Source organism: Sorangiineae bacterium MSr11367 (genome assembly GCA_037157805.1).
In the GTDB taxonomy this organism is placed as follows: Bacteria; Myxococcota_A; Polyangia; order Polyangiales; family Polyangiaceae; genus Pendulispora; species Pendulispora rubella.
On sequence record CP089983.1, the window covers coordinates 3089570 to 3114378 of the forward strand.

Genomic DNA, 24809 nt, shown 5'->3' on the forward strand with positions numbered 1-24809 from the left:
GGCGGGCCCTCGCAAGAGGTCCCGCCGTTCGTCTTTTGTCGTATGGCGTCTGGGCCATCGGCTCTTCGGTCGATGTGGATTTCGACCTGCGACGCTGCTTCGGTGTGAATGCGTCAAATCGGAATTTCGTGAACCGGTGCGACGAACCTCGCGGGGGAGCATCTCTTAGGCGAGGTCGAAATGCGGACGTTCACACGTATGTCGTGGGTCGTGGCTTTGGCCGCAACCCTATTTGGGAGTGCGGCATGCCGCGAAGATCAACCGTCGTCCGATGCCGGCGAGCCCGATCTGCAGTTGGACGAGCTCGATGCCAGCGTGGCAAAGCGACTCGACGAGGCCGTTCTTCAAGGCATGCACGAGATGGATATCCCGGGCGTGCTCGTGGGCCTGTGGATGCCTGATCGAGGTGCTTACGTGCGTGCCTTCGGCGTGGCCGACAAGGCCACGGGTGCAGCGATGAAGACCGATCTGTACATGCGCATCGGCAGCGTGACCAAGACGTTTACCGTTACCGCGTTGCTGCAGTTGGTCGATCAGGGAAAGGTTGGCCTGGATGACCCCATTCTCAAATACGTCACCGGCGTGCCCGAGGGCAACCGCATCACGTTGCGGCACCTCGCCGGCATGCAGAGTGGACTTCATGACTTTTACGCCGATGCCGATTTCACGAGGACGCTGGTCGGCGACCCCCATCACGTTTTTACGACCGACGAACTACTTGGATATGGCTTCCAGCACCCATTGTCCTTCGAGCCGGGGACCCGCTTCGCCTACAGCAATACGAACACCGTGTTGCTCGGCCGGGTGATCGAAACCGTCAGCGGGCAGCCGTTGGGCGAGTACCTCCAGGAACACGTATTCACCCCACTTCACCTGACGAATACGAGCTATCCGACCACGTCGTTCTTTCCGGCGCCGCATCCACATGCGTACACGAACCAGACGCCCGATGGGCGGGTGGTGGACGGCTCGGAATGGAATCTGTGGTCCGCGGGAGCGGCGGGTGCCGTCATTTCCAAGTTGGACGATATGCGACTTTGGGCGAGGGCCCTGGCCACGGGGCGCCTCCTGACGCCGGAGACGTACGCGCTGCGTTTGAAGGGGGCCCTCATTTCCCAGAAGGCCGCCGTCTCCTACGCGCTCGGCCTGTTCGATGCGGGGGGATGGTTGGGGCACAATGGATCGATTGCAGGCTTCGAGAGCCTGGTGGTTCATCGGGTCTCACGGGACGTGTCGCTGGTCATCCTGCTCACTACGGATATTCCGCACGACGGTCGAACGGCGACGTCTCGAATTGCCAAAGACATGACGAAGATTGTAACGCCTGAAAGCCCGTTTCCTCTGTGATGGGATGCGTCGGACGGCGTACGACCTCTCGGTGCTGCGGAATCGACGGGCGTCGGCCGAGCGGATCGACCCCGGCCGCCGCAAGCCCGATCGAGAGGAGGAAGCTTGCGCAGCTCGACATCGCGAAGCGAATCGCCTTCACTTCGGCAATGATTTCCGATCTCATGATGCCGGTGCCTTGCAGCAACATCCGCACCAAGCTCGGCGCACGTCCCACGTCCCACGTCGCCGCGCGACCGATTCGCCTGCGCGTCGGGCCATTCGGAGATGCCTTGGTGAATGCGTCGCATTGGCACCCACGCGTCGCGCCCTCTCGCGTCCGGTGAGGATGGTGCGGAACGAGGCCGAGGTCGGCAGATGGGGTCGATTTCGAGGATTTTGCCCTATCGACGCCATGCGCAGTCGCTCGTTCGTCGTATCTATGGCAACCGTCGTTGGCGTGGGTCGAGATGACAGAGTGCACATGAAAGCTTGGACCGTGATCCCCGATGCACCGTGGCGCGTGGCGATCCGTGAAGTCCCGCCACCCATTGCCCGCGTCAATGAAGCCTTGGTTTCCGTGGTCGCGTTCGGCCTCGATCGCGACGACGTGGATCGTTTGTGCCAGCAAACCGAATCGTGGATCCCCGGGCGTGGCGTCGCCGGCCTCGTGCTCCAGGCTGCCGCCGATGGCTCGGGGCCTCCCCGCGGTGCGCGGGTCGTCGGCCTCGTGGACGGAGGCGCATGGGCCGAGCGGGCGGCCATCCCCACCGCGGCACTCACCGTGGTGCCACCGGAGGTAACGTTGGCGCAAGCCGCGGCGGCGTTGGGCGAAGAAGCAAAGCGCGACTGGCAAACCCGCCCATGGGATGACCTCCACGGCGCGTTGGATGCGTTGGATGCGCGAAGCTGCGAGCGAATCGTCTTGTGCATCCCGTCGGGCGACGTGCCCGAAGATTGAAACTTTTTTCTTTCTCGGGAACCTTTTCGATCGGCGCCGGTCTGACCCTTCCAAGCGAGGGAAACCAGCGGATGGCGCACGTCCATACGGAGCGAAGTACGGGCTCGGAAGCGAATCGTCCGGGGCGGATGACGGCCGCCATGCGCGCGGTTCCTACGCCAAGGGGCCCCAAGGTGATGCGGATCGGCGTGGTGCGCCACGGGCGCATCCTCGAGGAGCGACTCCTGCTCACCGGCGCCATGGCACCCTTCGAGCGCGTGGGCCGTCATTACCACGTGGACCTCGAGCACGCGGTGGACGCGCGCATCGCGTTCGACACCGTGATTCATGATCTGGATGCCTTGCGCAGCCTCGCTGCCCAAGCCGGCGATGCGCGGCGGCTTCGCCTGCCCGACGATGCCCGCGGACGCATCGTTTGCGACGGCACGACGTTTCTCTTTCAATTCATCCTAAGGCCGCCTCCGCAGCCACGCCCGCAGCTCCCGCTCTCGGTCAAAGGCGGCATCCTGCGTCAGATCGATTGGGACCTGACGATTCTCGCGGCGTTTAGCTTTCTGCTGCACTTCGGTCTGGTGGGGGCGCTCTGCTCGGATTGGATGGATCCCGCGGTCGACGAGGGCGTCGTCGTGCGCCTCGTCGATCCATCGCCGAGCATTCCGCAACCGGTGACCGAAACGCCGGCCGAGCCCACACAGGTCGCGCCCGACGACGTCCCAAAGAGCGCCGCGGCCAAGTCCGCCGCCGCAAAAGGTGCTCATGGCGCTCCTGCGCCCCGCGACGACGGTGCCGCGCTGGCCGAGAGTGCGGAAGCGATGCGCCTGCAGATGATCGGTGCATTCCGCACCGGTCCCGCCGTGCAGAAGGCCTTGGACCGAGGCGAGCTCCCGACGATCGACCTGACGCCGGCCGCGAAGTCGGGGGCTGCCGTCACCGGCGATGAGATTCACGTCGCGGGCAACCCCGTCGTTCGCCCCGGCGCAGGGCGCAACGATCTTGCCGCCATTGGCAATCGCCGCATCGGCGACCGCGATGGTGCAGGTCACGCGACCGAGACCAAAGGCCCATCGCTCGGCGAAGCACACATCGACCCGCCCACCTGGTCCGCACCCGTGGCCGACGCCGAGCGGGTCGTTCTGTCCCTGCGACCGCGGTTTCGCGGGTGCTACCAACGCGGATTGAACACCGATCCGGAGATGGCCGGCGCGGTCACCATCGTCGCAAAGGTGGCACCCAACGGGGAGGTGCTCGAGGCGGAGCCGTCACGCGCCACCGGCCTGTCGAGCGATGTCATCGCCTGCATCCAGCGTGTCGTGCGCAATGCACAATTCACGGCCCCGGGCGGCACGGGCAGTGCGGTTCAAATCCCCGTGAAGTTCGTGCGCCAGGGGCACTAATCTTTAGAAGCACGTTTCCTTGCAGCGTGACTCGGCGTGCGCCGCGCACGTGGCGTTCCATGCAAGGTCGTCGCAGCATGCGGCATCGACCGCACATATCGATTCGATGCAGGCGTCGCATGCCGTGGCCGATTTGGCCGGCTGCACGTCGTTGGGGGCGGAAAGCCAACCGGCGAGCACTTCGTGGCCATGGTCATCGTGGAGCTGGCCGTCGTCGAAGAGAATCCCATGGCCGCCCGTCACCGCGCCGCCCGTATCCCGTTCATCCAGCGCCGCCATTTCGGATTCATCGGCAGCGGCCGCACACGTAGCGCCTTTTGCAAATCCATCCGCGGGCGACTTCTTCATGCGCGCGCTCGTGTTGGGTCCCCAGAGGCCGTCTTCGTCAATCTTGTCGCCCGGGTTGTTCCGGTTCCAAAGTCGCTGAAACGCCTGAACGTCGAGCCCCTTGTAATCCTTCGCCCCGGAGCCCACGTAATCGAAGTGCACGGGATCGCTGCTCCCGAGCCATCGAAAGCCGCGTGCCTTCAGGATGCTCTTCCACGCATCGTATTGGCTCGTGTCGAAGGCCAATCCGGTTTCATGGTTGCTATTCCCCGGCGTTGCCGCCAAACCGATTCCACAGCGCCCGGCTTGGTACCATGAATAAAGCAAATACTGTTGCGCTACCGTCCGAAGCATCGAGTTGATGCCCATGGCCTTGCTCGGATTGGCATTCAGCGCGGCCACCAATTGATCGCGTCCAGGCTTCTGCATATTGGCAAATACGTTGGAGCCGAACGTGACCTTGCCGGCCTTGGGGACGACCGTGTAGGCCCCTGGCTTCAAACAGTTCCCCTCGGCGATGATTTGCACGCTCAATCCGCGAACGCTGCTCGTCTCACAACTGTTTTGCACCGCCTGGCCGACGGTCCCACCGGCCAGGGGATCTTGCTGCACGCCGTTACTGCCCACGTCCCGTGATTCGGAATCCGCGGACGAACAGCCCACGCCTACGAGAAGCGCAGTCGCAACGAAAATGGAAAAGCGTTGGCTAGCCATGGCCTCACATCGTGCAGATGGCGTGCCTTTTTGCCCAGGTCGGTTTGCGCCGAAACTTGTGCTTCGCGCCTTCTCGGGAATTCGCCCCTGGTGGTGAAGTGATCCACGCATCACGGCTCGAGAAGTTCCCGCGCGATGCGCAAGATTTGAATCTCGTCGGTGCCGCCGCCAATTTGAAAGAGCTTTGCGTCACGCGCCATCATTTCGACGACGCTGCCCGTCATATAGCCGGAGCCCCCGAAGATCTGCACCGCCTCCAGCGCGCACTCGGTCGTGGCCCGGGCGGCATACAGCTTGGCGGCGCTGGCCTCGCGCGCGGGGAGGTGCACGCCTTTGCGCTCGGCCTCGATCTGGCGCATCCACAGCGCATGCATGACTGTGCGCGCCGTGTAGATGCGCGCAATCTTCTCTTGCACGAGCTGGAAGGAGGCAATCGCATTTCCCCATTGCTCGCGCGATTTGGCGAAGCGAACGCACTCCTCGAGGCAGCGATCCACGATGCCGAAGAGCATGGGAATCATGGCGAAACGCTCTTGCTGAAGGGAGCTGCGGGCGGCCTGGCGCGCGTCGGAGGTATCGTCACGACCGATGACGCGTTCGGCCGGAACGAAGACGTCGTCGAGGAAGATTTCGCCGGTGGGGGAGGCGTGCATGCCCATCTTCTTCATGGGCGGTCCGGTGGTGAGCCCTTCGTCCGAGCGCTCGACGATGAAGGAGCGCACGGCGCCAGCGCCCTCCGCGTGCTCGAGCCGCGCATAAATGACGAAATAGTCCGCAAACGGTGCATTGGTGATGAACGTCTTGCTCCCGTGCAGGCGGTAGCCGCCCGGGACCTTGCGCGCGCGCGTCTTCATCGAGCCGAACGCGTCGCTGCCCGCGGATGGCTCCGTCAGGCCCCACGCCCCGATTTTTTCCATGGTGAACACCGGCAGTGCCCAGCGCTCTTTCTGCTCCCTCGTGCCGCGTGCCATGACCGCGCCGCCGAAAAGGCCCAGCGATGCGCCGAAGGCCAGGGCGAAACCGGGACAGACGCGGGCGAGCTCCATCATCAGGATCGACATGACCGCCGTGTTGATGCCCAGGCCTTTCGCGCTCGGTCCCTTTTCCGTGTCGTTTTCTTCGCGTTTGCCGCCGCCCGCGACCATCGCGCGGGCCATGTCGGGCAGGCCGAAGGTGTTCGCCATATCGCGCATGACCGGGTAGACGCTCGCTTCGCCAGCCTCCATGGCGAGCACCTTGGGCTCGATTTGCTGGGCGCAATACGTTCGAATCGCGGTCTGGATCGTCCGTTCCTCTTCGGAAAAGTCGAGCATCGTATGGTCCGCCTTTTTGGTAGAAGTACCACCATGTTGCATCGCATCCCCAAGGAAGTCGAAGGGCTCGCCGGGCGCCTCCGCGAGCGCGGCAAGCGCGCGTGGATCGTGGGCGGGTGCGTGCGTGATCTCTTGCTCGGCCGCAACGTCTCCGATTGGGACCTCTGCACCGACGCACTGCCGGAAGAGCTGATGAAGATCTTCCCGCGGGCCATTCCGACCGGCATCGCCCATGGGACGGTCACCGTGATGGTCCAGGGCACCGGCTACGAGATCACCACCCTCCGCGGTGAGACCACCTATTCCGACGGCCGCCACCCCGACGAGGTCCACTTCACCAGCGACATCGTGGCCGACTTGGCCCGGCGCGACTTCACCATCAACGCCATTGCGCTCGATCCGGAGACGGGCACGCTCATCGATCCGTTCGACGGCCAAAAGGACCTCGATGCGCGCGTCCTGCGCGCCGTGGGCGATCCGCGCGAGCGCTTCTCGGAGGACGGCCTGCGCGTGCTGCGCGCGGCGCGTTTCGTGGCGACGTTGGAGGTCGATCTCGAGCCGGCCACCCGTGCGGCCATCGCACCCACGCTCGATACGTACCGCAAGGTGAGCATGGAGCGTGTGCGCGACGAGTGGCTCAAGGCCATGAAGGCGAAGAAGCCGTCGCGCGCGTTCGACGTGATGCGCGAGACCGGCATTCTGGGCGTCACCTGTCCCGAGCTGCTCGAGGGCTACGGCATGGAGCAGAATCGCTGGCACGAATACGATGTGTGGCGCCACGGCATGGAGTGCATGGACGCCTGCCAGGGCGACGCCGTGCTCCGCGTCGCCGCGCTCCTTCACGACGTGGGCAAGCCGCGTTCGCGCGCCTTCAGCGACAAGACGCAGGACTACACGTTTTACGATCACGAGCGCATCGGCGCCGAGATCGCGGACCCGATCCTGACGCGCATGAAGTTCTCCAACGACGAGCGCGCTCGCATCGTCGATTTGGTGCGCCACCACCTCTTTCACTACACGGACGAATGGAACGACTCCACGGTGCGCCGGTGGATCCGCCGGGTCGGTCGCGAGCGGGTGGAGGATCTCTACCGACTCAACGAGGCTGATCTGCGCGGGAAGGGCAGGGACGTCGCGGACGAGCTGCGCGGCCTCGAGGCCCTCAAGGTCCACGTGCAAAAGGTGATCGACGCGGGCGACGCCCTCAGCGTGCGCGAGCTGAAGATCAACGGGCACGATCTGATGCGCGATCTCGGTCTCAAGCCGGGGCCCATTCTGGGGCGCATTCTGACGCAGCTGCTCGAGGAGGTCCTCGCCGAACCGGCGCTGAACGAACGCAGTGCACTTCTCGCCCGCGCGCAAGAGCTCGCGAAGGACTAGGATGCGCCGCGGGACCATGAATCGACGCTCGCTGGCAGTGTTCGGGGCTCTTCTCTCGCTCGCCGCGTTCGGCGAATCGCGCGCGTTCGCGCAATCCGCCGCGCCTGCGCCGGAGACGTTCGCCATCGGCGATTGGACCTTCACGCCCAGCCTGCAGCTTCGCACCCGGGGCGAGTACCGGCGCGATCCCGTGGACATGGGCGGCCGCAACGCCGATGGCTCGGTGCGCCGGGTGGAGGATGCCGCGCTCGTGTTCGAACGGTCCCGGCTCGGCCTTGGAGCCGACCGCGGGCCGCTGCACGCGCAGATCACGCTGCAGGATTCTCGCGCGTGGGGCTCGAGCCCCAACGGGCAGGCGCGGTTCTTCGCGCCGTTCGAGGCCTACGCCGAGGCGCGCACGTCGAGCGCGCGGCCGGCGTACTTGCGCATCGGGCGGCAGGCCATTGCGTGGGGCGATGGCCGGCTGCTCGGCAGTGCCGATTGGCACCCCGTGGCGCGCTCGCTCGATGCGGTGCGCGGGCACGTGGCCTCGGGCGCGTTCGACGTCGAGGCCTTCGCGGCGATGCTCGAGCAGCCGCAGCCGGCGAGCCCCACCTTTGGGCAGACCGACTTTCTCGGCACCTCCACGGGCACGCAGCTCTATGGCCTGCAGATCGCCTGGGCGCTCGATCCTCTGCTGCGCGTGGAGCTCTCGGGCCTCGCGCGCATCGCCCGCACCGTGCCCACCGGCTCGCGCTTCGACATGTCGCGCCTTTACGGCGAGGCGTACACCGGCGATCTGCGCATCTTCGGCGAAGGGCGCGGTTTCAAATATGCCATCGAGGGCGCGTACCAATTCGGCACGGCGCGCGCGCTGGGCGTCGATCGCGCGGCATATGCCGCGGCGGCGTACGTGGGGCGCACCTTCGACAACGTGGTGCTCACGCCGACGTTGCGCGTCGGTGGTTCGTTTGCCTCTGGCGACGATGGGCAGGGCAAGTACACGCAGTTCGATCCGCTCTTGCCCGACGTGTACACGAACCATGGGGCGATGGACATCTTCGCGTGGTCCAACGCTGCCGAGCTGCATGCGCGTCTGACCCTCGTGCCGTGGACCGACGGTGTGTTCGGCCTCGAGTACCGCTACGCGCGCCTGATGGAGGCCTCGGGCGACTGGATCACCGCGCCGCTCGGCACCATCGGCCGCGTACCGTCGAACGACAAGACGGAGTTGGGGCAGGAAGGTGACGTCTTCCTCACGTGGCTCCCATGGCCTTCGCTCGAGCTGCGGGCGGGCTACTCGGCCTTCATCCTGGGCGACGGGGCGCGCACCATCCGAGCGGCCGCGTATGCGCCGGCGGCGGTTGCGCACTTCGGCTACGCGCAGGCGACGCTGACCATACCGTGACTTACTTGCTCACCCAGCGCCGGTTCGGCCCGACGTCGGCGTGGACGAACCAGTCTTTTTGCGTGGGGTAAATGCCCACGCCGCCGTCCCAGCCCGTGTCGCGGATCTGCCGCTCCACGAAGGCTGGCGCGAGCGGGCGCTCGGTCCCAACGGGCACGATGCGAAAGTCGCACGCGTGCCCCAGCGAGTGCTGGCTGTGGGACGCCACGTGATGCCCTTTTTTTCGCAGCATTTCGTTCAGTTTGGGGCTGCGAAAGCCGCTTACCAGCTCGACCCGGGCCCCTGGATAGCGCGCAATCAGGGTGCGCAATAGCTCGAGCAGGCGTGCATCGAGCAGAATGCTCGACCCGGTCACCCGATCCGCGAGAAGCTTGGAAAAGCGCTCCTGCGATGGCGCGGTGGCATCGAAGGCCACGCGCTCGTTCGTGTGAACTTGGACCAGTGTCCCGAAGAGGGGAAGGTCGGGCGGGGAGCGGCCGTCGTCGAGGACCGGCGTCGCCTTTTTGCTGGCGAGGCCCATGGAATGGGGCACGGAGGCGTCGGCGGCCAATGGTGCCGCAACCGTACTCGACACGACCCCCGCGAGGAGGGTGACGCAAACACCCGTAGCGCCTCTCACACTCGTCGAGTTTACGATGTTACAAAAGAAGAGCCATGACCATCGCGCGCGACGAAGGCCCGATCACGCACCGACGAGAAGACGGACCCGATTTGTATTTCGTTTCGGCCATGCCGAAGCGTGCCCGTGCGGCCGTAGGCATTTTGCACGGCTATGCCGACCACGCGGCGCGCTACACGCACGTGATGGACGCTTGGGCCGAGCGCGGCGTCGGCAGCGTGGCCATCGACATGCGCGGCCACGGTCGCGCCAAGGGCACGCGGGGTCACTGCGGGCGCTTCACGGAGTTTCTCTCCGACGCGGGTGAGCTCGCACGTGTGCTGAGCGATCGCGCGGCCGGTGTTCCGCTCTTCCTCATGGGGCACAGCTTCGGTGGCCTGGTCGCCGCCCACAGCGTTCTTCAGTCGGCGCGCACGTGGCGCGGCGTTCTGCTGAGCGCTCCCTATTTCGACCTCGCGCTTCACGTGCCCCGCGCCAAGCTCGCGCTCGGGCGCATCGCCTCGCGCATCGTGCCCAAGCTGGGGCTTCCCTCGGGCTTGCAGGGCAAGGACCTGACGCACGACACCGCGCGCGCGCGCAGCTACGACGACGATCCGCTGGTCTTCCCGTTGGCCCGCGCTCGCTGGTTCCGCGAGACGCAGAAGGCTCAGGCCCGCGTGTTCACGCAGGCCGCCGAGTTCACCTTGCCGCTCTACATGGTCTTCGGCGCGGCCGATCCCGTCGCCAAGTTCGACGGCGGCAAGAAGTGGTTCGACACCGTGCGCTCTGCCGACAAGACCTGGGATCCGCGTGAGGGCCTCTTCCACGAGGTGCTCAACGAGCTCGCCTGGCGCGACATCGCCGACACCATGTCCGACTGGATCCTGGCACGCGTGAAGTAGCGTCCAGCTCTCTAGCGCGTACAGACGCCAATCGTCTTCGTCTTCGTGGTGACCGGCGCACAGGTGCCGCCCTCGCATTCGGCGTTGGTGCCGCAGATCGCGGAGCCGCCGCCGCACGTGGGGTCGGCGCTGCAATACGTTCGCTTGATGCCCGACACGAAGCCGTTGCTGCACGCGGCATTGACCGTCGCGGTCCCTTGCAGGCAGCACGTCGGTTTGCTCGGATCGACGCAGTCCGCTTTCTCGTCGCACTCGAAGTCGGCCCCGCCCGCGTCCACCAACGCCTCGCACGGGGTGCCTGCGGCATTGCACGTCGACGGCACATTGGGCGTCACCACGGGGTAGACGCAGCAATGCTCACTCAGGGCGCAGTTGCGCTTGGTGCTCCCCGCCATGAAGGGACAGAGCGCGCCCGCGTCGGGCGACGGCTGCAACGTCAACGGCGCTCCACAGTCCACCGGTGCATCGGTCCCCGCGTCCGAGCTTCCGCCCCCATCGTCGCCCGGTGCGGCATCGAGCCCGGCGTCCGTCAGGTTCGCGGTTGCATCGTGCTTCGTGGGAAACCCGGTGCCGCCCTCCGAACACGCCGCGAGCTCGATCGCGCCCGCAGCCACCAACACCGTTCCGCCCAAGGCGCCGAGCGCACGTTCCCATCGCATCATCATCGATGCGATGTATAGCCTAAAAACTCAGTCCTTCGCGGCCAACTCTGCAGTGGAAGCCGCGGCGCGGAACTGAATCGGCGAGAACACCGGCGGCAGGCCACGGCGCGCGCGCCGGGCGGACTCCCAGGCCGGAACCTTCGCCGCTACGAAGTTGGCGAAGCTGGCCAGCGTGATGCCCGCGAAAATATCGATCAGGTAGTGCCAGCGCAGAAACATGGTCGCGCCGATGATCTGCACGGCGAAAAATCCAACGATGGGCCACGTGTACTTGAACGGAAGCAGCTTCCGATGCCGGTACGAGAAGATGGCCAAGAACGTGGGCGCCGCCGTGTGGAGGCTCGGGAAAATGTCCTTCTGCGCGCCGCCTGCTTCGACGGCCTCGCGCACCAGGCCCCAGAACAGGCCGCCCGACAGCTGGTGCTTGAACTGCCCCGCCATGTGCGCGTACGGCCCGTAGCCCGGCACCACCATGTACATCGTGTGGGCGGTGCAGAACACGACGCAGATGCCCAGCCCGAACTGGGTGATCAGCTTGTCGTTCTTCACGGCGAGCAAGAACGGAATGACGTGCACGATGAGAATGGCGAAGTAGCTGAAATAGAAGAACGCGAACCACTCGGTGGTGGCGGGCGTAACGTACTGATCCCACGCGAGCGACGGCTCGACCCCGAAGACGCGAAGATCGAACGCGAGGATGTTGGCATCCACGGCGTGCTGCGTGACCGCGGGCAAGATGTCGCGGAGCTGGAAGTACGTGAGGAACACCGCGCCGAACATGGTGGTGCGGTACACGATGGTGTTGCCCAAGCTGCCGTGCGGGAGGAGCCCGCCGCGCGAGAGCGCGAGTCCGAGACCCACCAGCCCAACGTCGATGAGGACGTGCTCGATGCATCGCACACGCCCGGGGCCACTGCCGAACACCAAGGCAAGGAGCAACACCGTGAAGTAGGCGAGCACGAGCCAATCTTGGACGGCCAGGTTGCGCACCAACCGGGAGCCAAAGACCGCGAGTACATTGCGACCCTCCGAGAGCTCGGTGGCGTCAGCGCGGGACAGTGATTTGTCGAGATACTGCTGGGTCATTGGCGATTCAGTCGGCTCAGCCCCCGGCGGGACAGCCGAGGTGTGTCTTCGAGGTGACGGGACGGATGCAGGTTTCTGACCAAGATTCGAGGACTTGGCGTGCCCATCCGTGGGAGAAGCTTGTCCGACGCTATGGCGCATGTGCGCGACCCGTCAACGTAGGAAACACCAAAACAGCCGCGAAAATGGATACGCGGTGCGTACGCGCTGTGACGGAAGCCGTACGCTATTCGTCGTCGGCGACGGCCCGAATGCGGACGGTACCTGCACCTGCAAGCATCTTCGCCTGGCAGGCGAGACGTTGTGCGGGAGGCGCCACGGCGAAGATATCCAGCACGTCGAGTTCTTCGTCTTCCGCAGCGAGAAGAAGCTCGGCCCCTTCGAGGACGTGGATGCGGCAGGTGCCGCAGTTGGCGCTCCGACACGAGAAGGGGACGGGCGCATCGGTTTCATCACAGAGATCCGCGATGGCGCCGCCATCGGGCGCGTCGATTCGAACGGGGTCGCTGTTGTCGAGGGCTTCGAAAATCACGATAGGCATGGCAGAGCGCGCGAAGCTTACGATCTTTGCAACATGAGCGCATGCTCCCCACGCGGAATTTCTGAAAAAGCCTTTGCCGTCGGGCCGTGAAAATGCGGTCTTCGCTGCGTGGCGCGCGCGAGTGGAACGAGCCTCGTTCGCTCGGCGGCGCGCGCGACGAGCTGGTCGGCGCGCAGCGCACGCGCACCAATGGCAGAATCGCCAATGAGCATGACCAACGGCGCGCCCGCTTTCATCACGCGCGAAGCGGCGCGAAGAAACGCGGCGAGTTCCTCGATCCAAGCTTCCTCGGCGGCATCGGGGTGCATCTTCGCATAGCGCCGCTTGGCGCCGAGCTCCCCGTGCTCCAGAAGCCGCTCGTCGAGGCCGAGCCAGCGCAGTCGCACGGCATGGTGCGCGAGGTAGTCGTACGTGTTCGCATACGGAGGCGACGTGACGACGGCATCGATGCTCGCCGTTTCGACGGTGGCGAGCTTGGTGGCATCGTCCAGCTCGACGCGCGTCCGTGGCGCGGTGGCGGGCAATAGCTTGGCGTATTCGCCGAGGCGCGCCACGAGCTCCTCGGTTTTGCGGAAGAAGAGCTTCGCGGTGTAACCCGCGGCGATGCGGCGCGGGGCGGCGTCCTCCGAGGTGTCGCTCTTCTTTTGACTGACCTTGATGAAGAGGGACGAGAGGACGAGGTAGAGCGCGTCCTTCGCGATGGCGTCGGCAGGTGCGGTGAGCGCTTCGATGCCGGCGCGCAGGCTGTCGAGTTCGAGGAGCACGTGCGGCGGGAAGAGCGCCACGTCGCGATCGGCGAGCCTCCGCGTGGCCCCGGCGCGTGCGATGCGGCGTTCGTCGGCCTTCTGCCGAATCGTTTGCGAGGCCGCGAGGATGCGCGCGCCGTCGTCGGGCGAGAGGGGCGCGATCTTGCGCCGCGCGAGTTTGATCGCGAGCGGGTTCAGATCGGTGCCCGCCGATTCCCGCCCCGCGAGCCGCGCTTCGATGAGCACGGTGCCGGAGCCGCAAAACGGATCGAGCACGCGTTTGCCCGGTGCGGCGAGCTGCTCGACGAGGCGACGCGCCGTGAGGGGATGCATCCGCGCGGGGTACGCATGGAAGCCGTGCACGTGGGCACGTGAGGGGTCGCTGTCGTCGCCCTCGTTGCTGGGCACGTCGAGGGCCGCCGCGAGGAGTGCAGCGGCCTTTCGGTCCCCGCCGGTTTCGATTTTACCGCCGACGTGCGTCAGCGCCCGCCGTATGCGTGGCGTCGACATCCTCTTCCTCGCTTTCCATGATGGCCTGGGCCTCGATGGCCGCGGCTTCGGCTTCGGTCGTATAGACCAGCTCCGTATCTTTGACGACGATGCGCACGCGGTTGTCCACCGAGAGAAAGGACATCATGCGCTCGACGTCGGCCACCGTGGTCCGCATCTCCCGCGCAATCTGCTCCGCCGTCGCTTCGCTCCCGCGCACCTTGAGCAGAGCCTCCGCGACGCTCTCCCATGCCTCGAACGTGCTCTTCTTGGCTTCCTCACGCTTGCCGTGCGCCCGCCGCCCGTAGACGATCCCCATGACGATCCCGGCGACCGCGGCCACCAAGAGAACCGCGCCCACCGCGACACTCACCGCACCGAGCGCAACGCCGAGCGCCGCCAGCAACGCCCCCATGAGCGACAGCCCAATGCTCGCGATGCGGTACGTGAACGCCATCTTCTTGGCCCGCCCCGCCTTGACGAGCTCCTCCCGCTCGCGGTCCGAGTGCGCAGCTTCATCTTCCACGGGCACCCGCGGCCCACCACAAACGCCGCAAACCCACCGCAGCTCGGAGTCCTCCTCCATCCGCGCCCGCGCCCCACAGTGCGGACACGGCCGATGCTTCATCAACTCCGCCGCCGCCTCCGCACCGACATCCATCGCGCCGCGCACCCTACAGCACAGCGCCCCCGCGGGCTACTGGCAGAGCTGAACCCCCTTTAACCTCGATCTCCGCCTCAAACCTCAACCTCATACTCGCACTCGCACTCGCACTCGCACTTCGGCCGATAAGATCGGTATGACCGAACGACGGGCCGGGCGCTCCCAATTGCCCCATCACAGACTACGTGCCTACCAACTCGCGTTAGATCTCCTCACGGCCGTAAGAAACGCCCAGATTCGGGACGGAAAGCTGCGCGATCAGGCGATGCGTGCCGCCAAGAGCGCGGCATTGAACATCGCCGAAGCCGCAGGGCGCGTTTCGACCGCAGACCGCGCTCGGGTTTTCGCAATCGCCCGCGGAGAAGCCATGGAGGCGGCAGCCGCAGTCGAAATCGCCGTCGTCTCCGCAGACTGCGAACCAAGCGCATTCGATGCCTGCCTACCCATCGCCGACGAACTGGTCGCCGTACTCACAGGGCTTTGTCGCGAGTGCGAGTGCGAGTCAGAGTATGAGATCGAGGCAGAGGCAGAGGTCAGGGGCGCGAGCCCTAAGGCTTCACAACGGTGGTCCCCGCAGGGGGCGTGAACTTGAACTGGCCCTCGGTGACCGGTTCGTTGATGCGCGGATTCTCGAAATCGAACCGATTGCGATTGCCCTGCCCGTCGAGGACCATGACGCGGCGGACTTGGGACGAGGCGGCGTCGACGTAGAAGAAGACCTTCGTGTAGGCCGGTTGCGGGACCTTGGGGGTGCCGACGAGGACGTAGCCGCCGGGGAAGGCCATCTTGTCGCCGCCGGCGATTTCGAAGGTGAAATGATCGGTGAGCTTGCCTTGGCCGGTGAGGAATGAGAGGGCGACGGCGTAGTTTCCTTGGTTCTTGTCGACCGGCGTCTCGAACATCTGCTTGTTCGAGGCTTCGTACACGCGGAGTGTGGCGCCGTCGGAGACCACCTTGTTGTCTTTGGGCTCGTCGTAGACCCACTCCATCTTGCCCGGCTTCGCGAAGGTCACCTTGCCGCGCGAGTTCTTGCGCTGGTTGTAGGCCTTCACGAAGAATTCCTGGGTGAAGCCCGCCTTGAACGAGGTCGTCTTCTCGTAGAAGGCTTGCACCTTGGTGACGGCTTGATCCACCGGCGGCGTCGCCGCTGCGGCGGCGGCGGGCTGCGCGTGGCTTGCCGACGGAACGACGGCGAGCGAAGCCAGTGCGAGAACGGAAACGAGCGTGGCGGGGGCGAATGAACGAAGGTGACGCATCCTAAAACGAGCTCCCATTGAGCGATTGGACGGCCGCGTGGCGCAGCGGATTCATTTCACGGCCTTCAGGTGGGCATTGGCCAGGGCGTTTTGCAAGTGCGTAACGGCGAGCGCAAGCGCGTCCGCGGCGTCGCTTGCGGGCGCGGCCGGAAGCCCGAGGAATGCACGGACCATCTGGGCCACCTGGGCCTTGTCCGCCGCCCCGCGGCCAGTCAGCGTGCGCTTCACCCGGGCGGGCGCGTACTCGGCCAGCTCGAGCCCTGCGCGCGCGCAGACCAGCATCGCGACGCCGCGCGCGTGGCCCAGCTTCGCAGCGGCCTGGGCATCTTTGTGAAAGAACAGCGTCTCGATGCTTGCACACTGCACGCGATGGGCGCCGACCACCTCGTTCAACTCGCGCTCGATCACGACGAGGCGATCGGGCAGTGGCATCGAGTCGCCCGGGGCAATCACACCGTGCGCAACATGCACGAGCCGCGAACCATTCCGGGTGACGACGCCCCATCCGAGCCGCCGCGTCCCCGGATCGATGCCGAGGACGCTTTGCAGCGCCGGCAGGCGACTGCACCCTGCCGGTGTACTCATTTTCACGCTTCGTTGGCGATGCGGGCCAGCTCTTCGTCGGAGACGTCGAAGTCCGCGTAGACGTTCTGCACGTCGTCGTGGTCGTCGAGTGCCTCGGCCAGGTTGAGCGCCACCTCGGCATCGCGGCCGGAGATGGGCTTCTTCGTCTTGGGCAAGTACGACAGCTGCGAGCCTTTGACGGTGATCTTGGCTTTCTCCACGGAGTCGACCACACCGTGCAGCGCCTCGGGCGGCGTGGTCACGTGCCACTCTTCGCCCTGATCGGAGTAATCCTCGGCGCCTGCGCCGACGGCGACCTCCATCAATTGATCCTCGTTGGCGTCGGGCTTGGCGATCTGGATCACGCCTTTGCGCTCGAACGCCCACCCGGCCGTGCCGCCGCCACCCAGAACGCCGTTGTTCTTCTCGAAGATCTTGCGGATCTCGGCGACGGTGCGATTGCGGTTGTCGGTCATGCCCTCGACGAGGAACAGCGTGCCGCCAGGGCCCGTTCCTTCGTAAAGAACCTCTTCGTAGGCCGCGCCCTCGATCTCGCCGGTGCCGCGTTTGACGGCGCGGCTGATCGTGTCGTTCGGCATCGACTGCCCTTTGGCGTCGGAAATCGCTTTTCGCAGGCGGGGGTTGCCGCCCGGATCGCCGCCACCCATGCGGGCTGCGACGGTTAGCTCTTTAATGAGCTTGGTGAAAAGCTTCCCGCGCTTGGCGTCGAGTGCGCCCTTCTTGTGCTTGATGGTGGCCCACTTGGAATGGCCGCTCATGATGTCCTCTTTCTGATCGCCGCCCTGAGCCGCCGCCTGGACGGGTAGGGAACACACACCCTACAGGACCAAGGCGCTACGGCGCAATCCGGGTGCTGGCCAGAAACGCGTCGTCCGTGCGGTGCGCGTTCGCAACGAAGGCCCCGTATTGGCCTTTGGAAATGGTCGAGGTCGCGATGGAAAGGACGAAATCGTCTTCCAGGGCGGTTCCTTCCACCGAAACCCGACGCTGCGCGTCGAGGGGGCCCGTTTTCAGCTCGAACGGAGCCGGTTTCACCAGCACCTTCGCGCTTTTGGGCAATTCGATGCGCCAATGCGCGTGGTACTGCATCGCCCGATTGATCGCCAGTGCATCCTCCCGTGCACCCACGCTGGCATAAGCCGAACCGAGGGTCGTCACGAAGGCACGCGGGAACACCACGTGGATCGGGGCCACGCCGGGAAGCACCCACGAGCGCTTGGCGCCCTCCACCTGCGCGTAGCCACCGACGCGGATGTCCGCGCGCAGCGATACCTGCCAGCTTCCCTCCGTCGACGACAGTGCGACATCGTCGACGCTCGCAAACGGCACCCACGCGAGGACGACGTTGCGCAGCGCGCGCTGGCGTTCCACGCCGACGACCCGCACCAGCGCCTCCGCGATGTCCTGCGCCGCGCGCCCGCGCAGGGTCGCGCGGAAAGTGCCCTTGGCGTCGCCCCTGTCGTCGAGCACGAGGCGCACGTCGACCTCGTCGCGTTCACTCTCGGCCGAAGCCGCACCCTGGCCCGCGGAGGTCGCGGAGATGGCCACCATTTTTCCGTCTTGGTCGAGCATCATGCGCCCGCGCAGCTCCGGCGAGATGCGCCCGGCGGGGAGGGGCGGGCCGGGAACGTCGGCATCGATCCACACGTCCTCGAAGGCGCCCATTCCATCGGGCACGCGGGCCACGGCCAGCGGATGCAGGAAGCGCCCGAACTCGGGCGGGAAATTCGGGTCGGCGCTGTAGGGCTCTTCCTCGGCGATGGCGATGCGGGCCGGGACACCCAGCTCGCGCAGCGCGCGCACGATGAGCCACGTGCGGCTTCCCTCGTGCTCCGTGAGGATGGTGCGGGCGGTGTTCTGCTGGGGACCTTGCGTGCCGCCCACCCCGAAGTCACTGAGCACGCCCTGCGAGGCTTCGCGCACCGTCGTGCCCGCAGCCTCCACCACCGCGGTCACGAGCTCGCGCGACGCAGTCTTGCCTTTGGAGGCCTCGCGCGCCCAGGCGGTGACCTCGGGATCGTGCTCGTCGAACGAGGCGAGCGTCTCGCGCAGGGCGCGGGCAACCTCACCCCACGACGTCGTGGAGAGGCTCACGGCGACGTTGCGGTCCATCTTCGGCGTGCCGTCTTCCTGGCGGCGTCCGGCGCGGTCCTTGAGCGACCACCGCAGCGTCTTGCGATCGCCTTCGGCGGTCTGCGCGGCCTTGCCCAGGAGGGGGTGGCTCCACATCGCGACCTTCAGCGCCTTGGGCAGGCGGATCTCGATGGATGCGTTCGCGATGGCCGTGCGCTCGGGCAGAAGGTCCGGTGTGTCGATGCCGATGTCGCCGGTCTCGCTGGGGAGCGCCCAGCCCTCGTAGATGGCCTCCACCGTGTCGCCTTGCTCGAGCTGCGCGAGATCGGCGTGGGACTGCGCGGCGTTGGGGGTGGCGTCCGGCTCGAGGATGCGTCCGTCCTTCTTGAAAATGCGCCGCCGGAGCACGCGGCCCGACGTCTTGCCCGAAATGGCCGCGGGGGCGGCTTGCGCGTTGGACTCCACGTCGGTGGTGCCGCTCACGCGCCGCACGTCGAGCATGCGGTAGTGCAACAGGCCGCGTGGATCGATGTCGTAGCGCTCGTCGTGGGCCAACACGACGGTGGCCGCGTGGGCCATGATGGGCTGCGCGCGGTCGGTGGCCACGGCGCGTTCGGCCACGCCGGCGAAGGGCGCGAAGGGATCCTCTCCGGCCGCGAGCAAGAGCGGCGCGACACCGAAGGGGGCATCGCGTGCGTCCGGCGCGAGCGCCAGGAGATCGCGCACCAGCTTCTTGTCCAGCGCGACGCTCGGAATGGGCCACGAGCCCGTGCGCCACGAGTTCTCCAGCGCGCGTGTGCTGGTCAGCCCGTGCAGGGTGCGCTCGCCGGGCAGCATGGCCTCGTACGCGGATTGTGCTGCGCCGCGGTCGCCGGCGATGAGGGCATCGCGCAGGGAGAGCGTGAGGTAGACGTCCGGCGCGCCGAAAAGCCGGCGCAGTCGCTCCAACTCCACCGCGGCACCCTTCGCGTCGCCGGTGGCGCGCAGGGCGTCGTAGCACATGAGGCCCGCGCGATCGTTCGGCGGGGCCTCGCCGCACGCGAAGCGAACGCGCTCCACGGGGCCGCGCTCGATGGCCACACGCTTCGCTTCATGCAGAAGCGCCGTGCCCTCGAGCGGCTTCGCGGCCCGATCCAGCGCCGTCCGCGCCCGGTCGAACAGAGCATCGCGTGCGCTCTCGGCCGCGTCGAACGCGTCCAGCACTGCGGCACCCGCCGGGCCGACCTTGCCGCGGTGGGCATCCAGATCGCGCAACGTCTCGATGCGCGCCTCGCCCTGACCGCGCCGCACGCCGGCGAGCACCGCGTGGGAAAGCACCGCCTCCCATGCGCCCGGCCATGCCTCGAGCAGCCGTTCGTACGCCGCCCGCGCGCGCTCCGAGCGGTACACCGGCGGCAGATCCAGGGCGGTATCCACGGCGCGCGCGTAGACCAGCAAGGTCTCGGGCGTGGCCGCTCCGGCCCGCGCGTTCTCGGAGAGAACCCGTTCGGCGGTGCGCCCGTCGTTGGCCCCCATCGCGCCGAGCGCGAGCGCCACTTTCTCCTCCGCCGTTCGTGCCGCGGGGTAGGGGATCATCTCTCCCTCGAGGGCCCGTGCCGTTGCGCGCTCGCCCGCCGACGGAGCGTGTGCGGCGAGCGGCTGGCCCGAGGCATCCCAGGCGTCGATTTCGACGGTCTCGTTGTCCTCCGTCGTGCCGATGCGGGCCACCACCCGCACCGTGCCGCGTTCCACCTTCACGTACGCCATGCGGACCACGGCGTTGTCGCCCAGCTCGTAGGGCCGCTCGATCACGAGCTTGCCGCCCACGCGCAACGTGGCCGCACTCGACGCGCGCAGGGCCACGCCGATGGTCCCAGCTGCGGGCACCTTCAAGTCCACCACCACATCGCGCACGCCGCGGTCCGTGCTCGGTGCCGACAGATCGATGTTGCACCCGTGCCCGCGCACCGCAATCGGTGCCGGGGGCACCGCGAACGGCCCCACCGGCTCGTAGCGCGCCGCGAGTGGCGCGTCGAAGGCCTCCAGGGGATCCTTTTCCCGTACGCCGGTGATCGACGCCCACGCCAAAGGTCCCACCACGGTGGCCTCCCGCGCGCAGCCGCTTCGCGCGCGCCATCGCTCGGCGGTCTCCCAATCGCCGTCGTGCACCGCCATGTCTTCCAGGGCGCGCGCCACCAGGCCTTTGCCGAACGGTCCGGCGATCTTCTCGTAGATGCGCGGCAGCCGCTCGGCCACGGGATCCTTGGCCTCGTGCGTGCGGTACACGAGCCCCGCGTCCTCGGTGAGCTCCTGCAGGGCGGAGATACGCCGCGCCACCAACGCGTCCAGCGACGCTTGCACCAGGATCGGGTGCCATGGGTCCGTCGCCGGGGGCAGGCCCTCCAGCGCGTCGAGGTGCATCCGCTTCGCGCGGTTGGGATCCCCCAACGCCTCCTCGCGGGTGGCGTTCACCACCTTCGAGATCGCACTGCGATCGCTCACCGGCGTTTGCGCCTGCGGCGTCTTCCCCGCGCACGCCGTCGCCAGCATCGGCAGCACCGCCAACCATGCCAGCGCCCTCATTTTGCCACCGCCTTCGTATCGAGATGAGGCGGCTCGGTGAGGCGCACACTCTTGTGCATCAACGCATCCGTCTGCAAAAGGAACGACCGCCACGCTTCGTATTGCTCCACCGGTATTTGGCTCTTGTCGAACACCACGGTGCGCCGAATGAGCACCGCCCGCGGGTCGCGCGGATCTTTGCCAATCTCGAGCGACGCGCTGCCGAAGTCGCCGCCGTTCACCTTGCCGCCCAGCGGCAGCTCACCCCACGTGAACCCCGGCGGAGCCACGATTTTGATCGTGCGCCGCTGCCGGCTCGGCGCCAGATGCGAAGGCAGCCACACCGGCAAGGTGCGCTTCACCAGCGGTGCCAGGTTCGACGAAAGCGTCATGCTCGGCGAGAGAGGCACCACGAGCTCGTTCGGCTCGTGCCGCGCGAGTCCGTCGGAGTGCGCGCGGTAGCGCACCCACGCTTCGCCGTTCGGGCGCTCGCCGTCGAAGTCCACCTTGTTGTCCACCTGCACCGTCGGAAACCAGCCTGCGACCAAGCTGTTCTCGACGTACTGCGAGCGCGCATCCGCCTGCGTCAGGTACGTGCGCAACCAGAACGCGCCGTCCCCGACGTGCTTCTCCTCGCCGAGCAAGTCGCCCGACCCATCGGGGTGCAAGGTGATGGTCCAATTCACGTCGGCGCCGTGGTCGTCCGGCGAGCTCGAAGGAAGCTCCACGATTTCCGCGGGTCCGCTGTCCATGCGCAACGCCACCGCGCGCGCATCCATCGCCGGGATCGGCCCGAGACGCGACTGCGGGCTCGTGGCATCGAGGTAACGTCCGCCGTTCGGGCCCGGCAAAAGCGCGATGCCATGGTCGAACATCGGCACCGCCGCGTTCTTCGCGCGCACCACCGATGGCTGCCCGGTCTGCCGCGTCTGCACCATGACCTCCTGCGCCTCGATGCCCACGGAGCGCAGCAAGGTGATGAGCAAAATTGCCTTGTCGTCGCAGTCGCCTTCGCGCCGCGCGAGCAGCTGCTGCGGGCGGTTCGGCAGCCACCATTCGCCGCTCACGTAGTTCACGTAGCGGATGTCGTCGGACACGAAGTCGAACAGCGCCTTCAGCTTCGCCTCGCGTGAGGTCTTGCCCTTGGTGAGCTCCGCGGCGATGCGCCGCACTTCGTCGTCCGGCTCCGTGAAGCCGCGCACCGCCTCGCGGTACCAACTGCGGAACGCGTCCCAATCTTTGAACGACGAGCCCACCACCAAGGGCACCGTCTCGCTCAGCGCCGGCGCCAGCGGCTCCTCCGGGACGATGATCGGGTTTTGCCAAATGAGCCGCGTGACGTGCCGCCCGTTTTCGTCGCGCTCCTCGCGCCGGCCAGCCCAGGAGCGGTCGCGAAGGCCGTTCAGCCATTTCGGTTGCACCACGTCGAGGTAAATCGGGTGCTCCTTCGACGTGTCGACGACCACCTCGTTGTAGGCCAGCGGGTGCGTCGAGGGTGAACCGGAGTAGTCGAGGAAGTAGAACGGTGCATCTCCGCGTCCGCCGATGGGGCGGCTGGTCCAGGTGCGGATCGCCACCTCGATGACGTCGCCGGGGGCGAGTTCGGGCCAGCGAATGCGCGGCCGCGTGCCCTCGTTGTGCTCCTCCACCGGGAACGCCGTGCCTCCGTCTTTGCGGTGCACGCGTGCACGCAGGATCTCGGTGAGATCGCCCTCGGCGGGGATCTCTTCGAACAGCTCGTCTTGCGTGCGCGGCGCAATGACGATCTCGCGCCCGTACTGAATCAACTGCGACACGCGCTTGTCCGCGTGGGTGACCACCGCGCGCAGCCAATACAGCTGCCGATCGGCGACGTCGGGGACCGCGCCCGCCTTGGGTGCCCCTTGCCGGCGCGAGAGCACGGTTTGCGATGGCACCATGTACCGCTCGTCGCTCGCCGCCTCGCGCTCCTCCTTCGTGCCCGTGCGCCGCAGGGCCAACTCGGCGCGGTACTTCGCATCGCCCGGAGAAAGCTCGCGCGCCCGCTGCAGTGCCCCGACGACGTTGGCCTTCGGTTCGACGGCCGCCATCTCCGCCGCGAGCCCCGCCCACGCTTCGGAGCGATTTGGTGCCCAGGCAACCAATTGGGCGAACAGCGCCCGCGATGCCTCGTGCTCTCCCAGCGCCGACACCGCGCGCGCGATGCGCACGCCATCGTCGGGATCGTCCAGCCCGCGCGCGAAAATGGACTGCGCGGCCGCCACCCCCGCCTTGCTGCCCCGCAGGCTCTCGGCCTTCAAGTAGCCTTGTCCCACGTATCCGCGTTTGGCGAGCAGCGCCGCCAGGCTTGCCGCCCGCGCGGCATCGGGCCCCGAGGTCAGCGACAAAAGCTTCACCACCAAGGCCGTCGGCACCTTGTCCGGCTCGCGATCGACGGCCTTCTTCGCCTCGACCATCGCCGTGAGCCGCAGCGCCTCGGAGCCCAGGGCGTCGTACGTCTCGGCGCGCAGCAGCACCGCCTCGGGGTCCGGCGATTCCACGAGCTTCGCCCCGCGCAGCGAGGCCATCGCCCAATCGGCCATTTTGGCCCGCAGATGCTCGGCCACCTGCCGGCGCTGCACGAATGCGCGCGTCACCTCGTCGTTGCTTTGCTCGGCCCGTTCGAGGGCCCGCTGCAGCCACCCGCTGCGGTTCGAGCCCGAGGGCGCGATCCAACCGGCCAGCGCGAGCCGGTCCGCATCCAACTTGGGCGCGCGCGTGATCGCATCGAGCAGCCCCGGCGCGCGCGGGCTCTTCAAATCGTCGGCCCCGCCGAAGGTGCGCGCCACCGCCGCGTCGAGCATCGCGTCCAGGTCTCTGTCTTTCGCCGCGAGCGTCCTACCGAGGGGGGTCGTCACGGGCCCCTTTGCGGCAGCCTCGCGGGTCACCCGCAAGCGCACCCGCCCATCGTCCTCCAGCGCGCCACTGCAGATCTTCGCGGCCACCACGTGCGATCCCGCGCTCGCTTGCACGCGCGCGGCCAGCCGATCGAACACCGCCGACGCGTGCACGTCTTCGCTTCGTCCGACCTCGGCCCCGTCGAACATCAGCCGCACTTGCCCGCTCGATGCCACGCGCACGGTCAGCACCTCGGCCTTGTCGCTCTGCACGCGCGACGTCACCCAGGTGCAGCTTTCCTTGCGCGGATGAATGAACAAATCGAGCGGCACGCCCGACGCCGTCGCGTACGACGGTGGTACCGCGCGCCAAGCTACCTCGAAGGCGCCCCACGAATACTTGGTCCGTGTATCTGCAAACGATCCGCCCGGCCCCTCCGGTCCGTCGTGCGCATCGAGCCCGCCGCCCGTGTCCCGAAAGGGCCCGAGCACCGAAACGTCGGTCAAAATGCCAGCCGCCCGATCCGCGCGGATGCCCGCGTCGGTTCCCTCGTCGGGCGCCAGGGAACGCGCGAGCAGCGCAGCTTCCCCGCGCACGTCGTCGCCCACGGCCCACGTGGTGTTGCGCGCGAGCCCGTCGAGCAGCGTTCGCACGTGCCCATTCGAGGCGCGGCTTCCGAGCTTCACCAAGATGGCCATGGCGGCGATCGCTTCCCGCTCGGCCGCGGGACCTTTCGCCGCGAGGGCACGCGCTACAGCTTGGCTCGCCATCGGATCCGGGGTGGCTGCGATCCATCGCGCGCCCACGTCCTTGGCGTCGGCCGCCCCCTTGGCGGGCGCCGGTGACAGCGAAACAGCTGCTAGGAAAACCGCCGCCGGAACAGGGAAATAGCGGCACTTAATCGGAGTAAAGCGCATCGACCCTCGGTTTCACCATGCACCTTAGTATAGGAGTGACCCTACGAGAGCCTTGAGCGGAGATTATCCGCATGCTACGCGCTCGGCCCAT

19 protein-coding genes are annotated in these 24809 nt (G+C 66.9%); 6 read left to right on the forward strand and 13 right to left on the reverse strand.

The window, feature by feature from the left end; all coding sequences use genetic code 11:
* The first annotated feature begins 180 nt into the window (after nt 1-180).
* The 3 genes from LVJ94_12405 to LVJ94_12415 all read left to right on the forward strand — a co-directional run bounded on the left by LVJ94_12405 (nt 181) and on the right by LVJ94_12415 (nt 3681).
* Nucleotides 181-1347: a beta-lactamase family protein gene (locus LVJ94_12405; GenBank protein WXB08030.1), complete on the forward strand. Its 1167-nt coding sequence runs from the start codon at nt 181-183 to the stop codon at nt 1345-1347.
* 463 nt (nt 1348-1810) lie between these two features.
* The gene (locus tag LVJ94_12410) at nt 1811-2287 is read left to right on the forward strand and encodes a hypothetical protein (GenBank protein ID WXB08031.1); all 477 of its coding nucleotides are present in this window, start codon (nt 1811-1813) and stop codon (nt 2285-2287) included.
* A gap of 140 nt (nt 2288-2427) precedes the next feature.
* Entirely contained in the window at nt 2428-3681 is a 1254-nt protein-coding gene (locus tag LVJ94_12415; GenBank protein WXB08032.1) for an AgmX/PglI C-terminal domain-containing protein, read from the forward strand.
* A 3-nt stretch (nt 3682-3684) separates the two neighbouring features.
* Here the strand turns inward: LVJ94_12415 and LVJ94_12420 are convergent, their stop codons facing one another.
* On the reverse strand, nt 3685-4722 hold the full coding sequence (locus LVJ94_12420; protein WXB08033.1) for a M15 family metallopeptidase: 1038 nt from the start codon (nt 4720-4722) through the stop codon (nt 3685-3687).
* Between the two features lie 110 nt (nt 4723-4832).
* The gene (locus LVJ94_12425; protein WXB08034.1) at nt 4833-6035 is read right to left on the reverse strand and encodes an acyl-CoA dehydrogenase family protein; all 1203 of its coding nucleotides are present in this window, start codon (nt 6033-6035) and stop codon (nt 4833-4835) included.
* Between the two features lie 33 nt (nt 6036-6068).
* On the opposite strand from LVJ94_12425, the gene LVJ94_12430 reads away from it, so the two are divergent.
* Together LVJ94_12430 and LVJ94_12435 are read left to right on the forward strand one after the other, a co-directional pair.
* Nucleotides 6069-7415, forward strand: a complete 1347-nt coding sequence (locus tag LVJ94_12430) for an HD domain-containing protein (protein WXB08035.1) — start codon at nt 6069-6071, stop codon at nt 7413-7415.
* Between the two features lie 16 nt (nt 7416-7431).
* Nucleotides 7432-8802, forward strand: coding sequence for an alginate export family protein (locus LVJ94_12435; GenBank protein ID WXB08036.1), 1371 nt, complete (start codon nt 7432-7434; stop codon nt 8800-8802).
* A gap of 1 nt (nt 8803) precedes the next feature.
* Here LVJ94_12435 and LVJ94_12440 read toward each other — a convergent pair whose 3' ends face one another.
* Nucleotides 8804-9376 (reverse strand): DUF882 domain-containing protein, encoded by a 573-nt coding sequence (locus LVJ94_12440; protein ID WXB08037.1) that lies wholly within the window; start codon nt 9374-9376, stop codon nt 8804-8806.
* Nucleotides 9377-9456: 80 nt separating this feature from the next.
* Here LVJ94_12440 and LVJ94_12445 point away from each other — a divergent pair, with 80 nt between their 5' ends.
* On the forward strand, nt 9457-10302 hold the full coding sequence (locus tag LVJ94_12445) for a lysophospholipase (protein WXB08038.1): 846 nt from the start codon (nt 9457-9459) through the stop codon (nt 10300-10302).
* Nucleotides 10303-10313: 11 nt separating this feature from the next.
* Here LVJ94_12445 and LVJ94_12450 read toward each other — a convergent pair whose 3' ends face one another.
* From LVJ94_12450 to LVJ94_12495, 10 genes are all read right to left on the reverse strand, one after another.
* Nucleotides 10314-10967 (reverse strand): hypothetical protein, encoded by a 654-nt coding sequence (locus tag LVJ94_12450; GenBank protein WXB08039.1) that lies wholly within the window; start codon nt 10965-10967, stop codon nt 10314-10316.
* A gap of 24 nt (nt 10968-10991) precedes the next feature.
* A complete protein-coding gene (locus LVJ94_12455; protein ID WXB08040.1) occupies nt 10992-12050 on the reverse strand; it encodes a phosphatase PAP2 family protein in 1059 nt (352 codons plus the stop codon).
* Between the two features lie 226 nt (nt 12051-12276).
* Nucleotides 12277-12591 carry a (2Fe-2S)-binding protein gene (locus LVJ94_12460; GenBank protein WXB08041.1) on the reverse strand — a complete coding sequence of 105 codons (315 nt, stop codon included), beginning with the start codon at nt 12589-12591 and terminating at the stop codon, nt 12277-12279.
* A gap of 17 nt (nt 12592-12608) precedes the next feature.
* The gene (locus LVJ94_12465) at nt 12609-13847 is read right to left on the reverse strand and encodes a site-specific DNA-methyltransferase (GenBank protein ID WXB08042.1); all 1239 of its coding nucleotides are present in this window, start codon (nt 13845-13847) and stop codon (nt 12609-12611) included.
* A complete protein-coding gene (locus LVJ94_12470; protein WXB08043.1) occupies nt 13801-14487 on the reverse strand; it encodes a hypothetical protein in 687 nt (228 codons plus the stop codon). Before LVJ94_12470 ends, LVJ94_12465 begins: the two co-directional genes overlap by 47 nt.
* 551 nt (nt 14488-15038) lie before the next feature.
* Nucleotides 15039-15746, reverse strand: a complete 708-nt coding sequence (locus LVJ94_12475; GenBank protein ID WXB08044.1) for an outer membrane lipoprotein carrier protein LolA — start codon at nt 15744-15746, stop codon at nt 15039-15041.
* A 51-nt stretch (nt 15747-15797) separates the two neighbouring features.
* The gene (gene ruvC, locus LVJ94_12480; GenBank protein WXB08045.1) at nt 15798-16331 is read right to left on the reverse strand and encodes a crossover junction endodeoxyribonuclease RuvC; all 534 of its coding nucleotides are present in this window, start codon (nt 16329-16331) and stop codon (nt 15798-15800) included.
* Between the two features lie 2 nt (nt 16332-16333).
* On the reverse strand, nt 16334-17089 hold the full coding sequence (locus tag LVJ94_12485; GenBank protein WXB08046.1) for a YebC/PmpR family DNA-binding transcriptional regulator: 756 nt from the start codon (nt 17087-17089) through the stop codon (nt 16334-16336).
* 76 nt (nt 17090-17165) lie between these two features.
* Nucleotides 17166-20966 (reverse strand): hypothetical protein, encoded by a 3801-nt coding sequence (locus tag LVJ94_12490; protein ID WXB08047.1) that lies wholly within the window; start codon nt 20964-20966, stop codon nt 17166-17168.
* On the reverse strand, nt 20963-24718 hold the full coding sequence (locus tag LVJ94_12495; protein WXB08048.1) for a hypothetical protein: 3756 nt from the start codon (nt 24716-24718) through the stop codon (nt 20963-20965). The genes LVJ94_12490 and LVJ94_12495 overlap by 4 nt, the downstream gene beginning before the upstream one ends.
* Between the last annotated feature and the right edge of the window lie 91 nt (nt 24719-24809).

Coding starts and splice junctions, on each gene's coding strand:
- LVJ94_12435 (WXB08036.1), top strand. CDS start 7,432: ATGAATCGACGCTCGCTGGCAGTGTTCGGGGCTCTTCTCTCGCTCGCC.
- LVJ94_12405 (WXB08030.1), top strand. CDS start 181: ATGCGGACGTTCACACGTATGTCGTGGGTCGTGGCTTTGGCCGCAACC.
- LVJ94_12455 (WXB08040.1), bottom strand. CDS start 12,050: ATGACCCAGCAGTATCTCGACAAATCACTGTCCCGCGCTGACGCCACC.
- ruvC (WXB08045.1), bottom strand. CDS start 16,331: ATGAGTACACCGGCAGGGTGCAGTCGCCTGCCGGCGCTGCAAAGCGTC.
- LVJ94_12430 (WXB08035.1), top strand. CDS start 6,069: ATGTTGCATCGCATCCCCAAGGAAGTCGAAGGGCTCGCCGGGCGCCTC.
- LVJ94_12425 (WXB08034.1), bottom strand. CDS start 6,035: ATGCTCGACTTTTCCGAAGAGGAACGGACGATCCAGACCGCGATTCGA.
- LVJ94_12410 (WXB08031.1), top strand. CDS start 1,811: ATGAAAGCTTGGACCGTGATCCCCGATGCACCGTGGCGCGTGGCGATC.
- LVJ94_12495 (WXB08048.1), bottom strand. CDS start 24,718: ATGCGCTTTACTCCGATTAAGTGCCGCTATTTCCCTGTTCCGGCGGCG.
- LVJ94_12485 (WXB08046.1), bottom strand. CDS start 17,089: ATGAGCGGCCATTCCAAGTGGGCCACCATCAAGCACAAGAAGGGCGCA.
- LVJ94_12465 (WXB08042.1), bottom strand. CDS start 13,847: ATGTCGACGCCACGCATACGGCGGGCGCTGACGCACGTCGGCGGTAAA.
- LVJ94_12450 (WXB08039.1), bottom strand. CDS start 10,967: ATGATGATGCGATGGGAACGTGCGCTCGGCGCCTTGGGCGGAACGGTG.
- LVJ94_12420 (WXB08033.1), bottom strand. CDS start 4,722: ATGGCTAGCCAACGCTTTTCCATTTTCGTTGCGACTGCGCTTCTCGTA.
- LVJ94_12490 (WXB08047.1), bottom strand. CDS start 20,966: ATGAGGGCGCTGGCATGGTTGGCGGTGCTGCCGATGCTGGCGACGGCG.
- LVJ94_12470 (WXB08043.1), bottom strand. CDS start 14,487: ATGGATGTCGGTGCGGAGGCGGCGGCGGAGTTGATGAAGCATCGGCCG.
- LVJ94_12475 (WXB08044.1), bottom strand. CDS start 15,746: ATGCGTCACCTTCGTTCATTCGCCCCCGCCACGCTCGTTTCCGTTCTC.
- LVJ94_12445 (WXB08038.1), top strand. CDS start 9,457: ATGACCATCGCGCGCGACGAAGGCCCGATCACGCACCGACGAGAAGAC.
- LVJ94_12460 (WXB08041.1), bottom strand. CDS start 12,591: ATGCCTATCGTGATTTTCGAAGCCCTCGACAACAGCGACCCCGTTCGA.
- LVJ94_12415 (WXB08032.1), top strand. CDS start 2,428: ATGCGCGCGGTTCCTACGCCAAGGGGCCCCAAGGTGATGCGGATCGGC.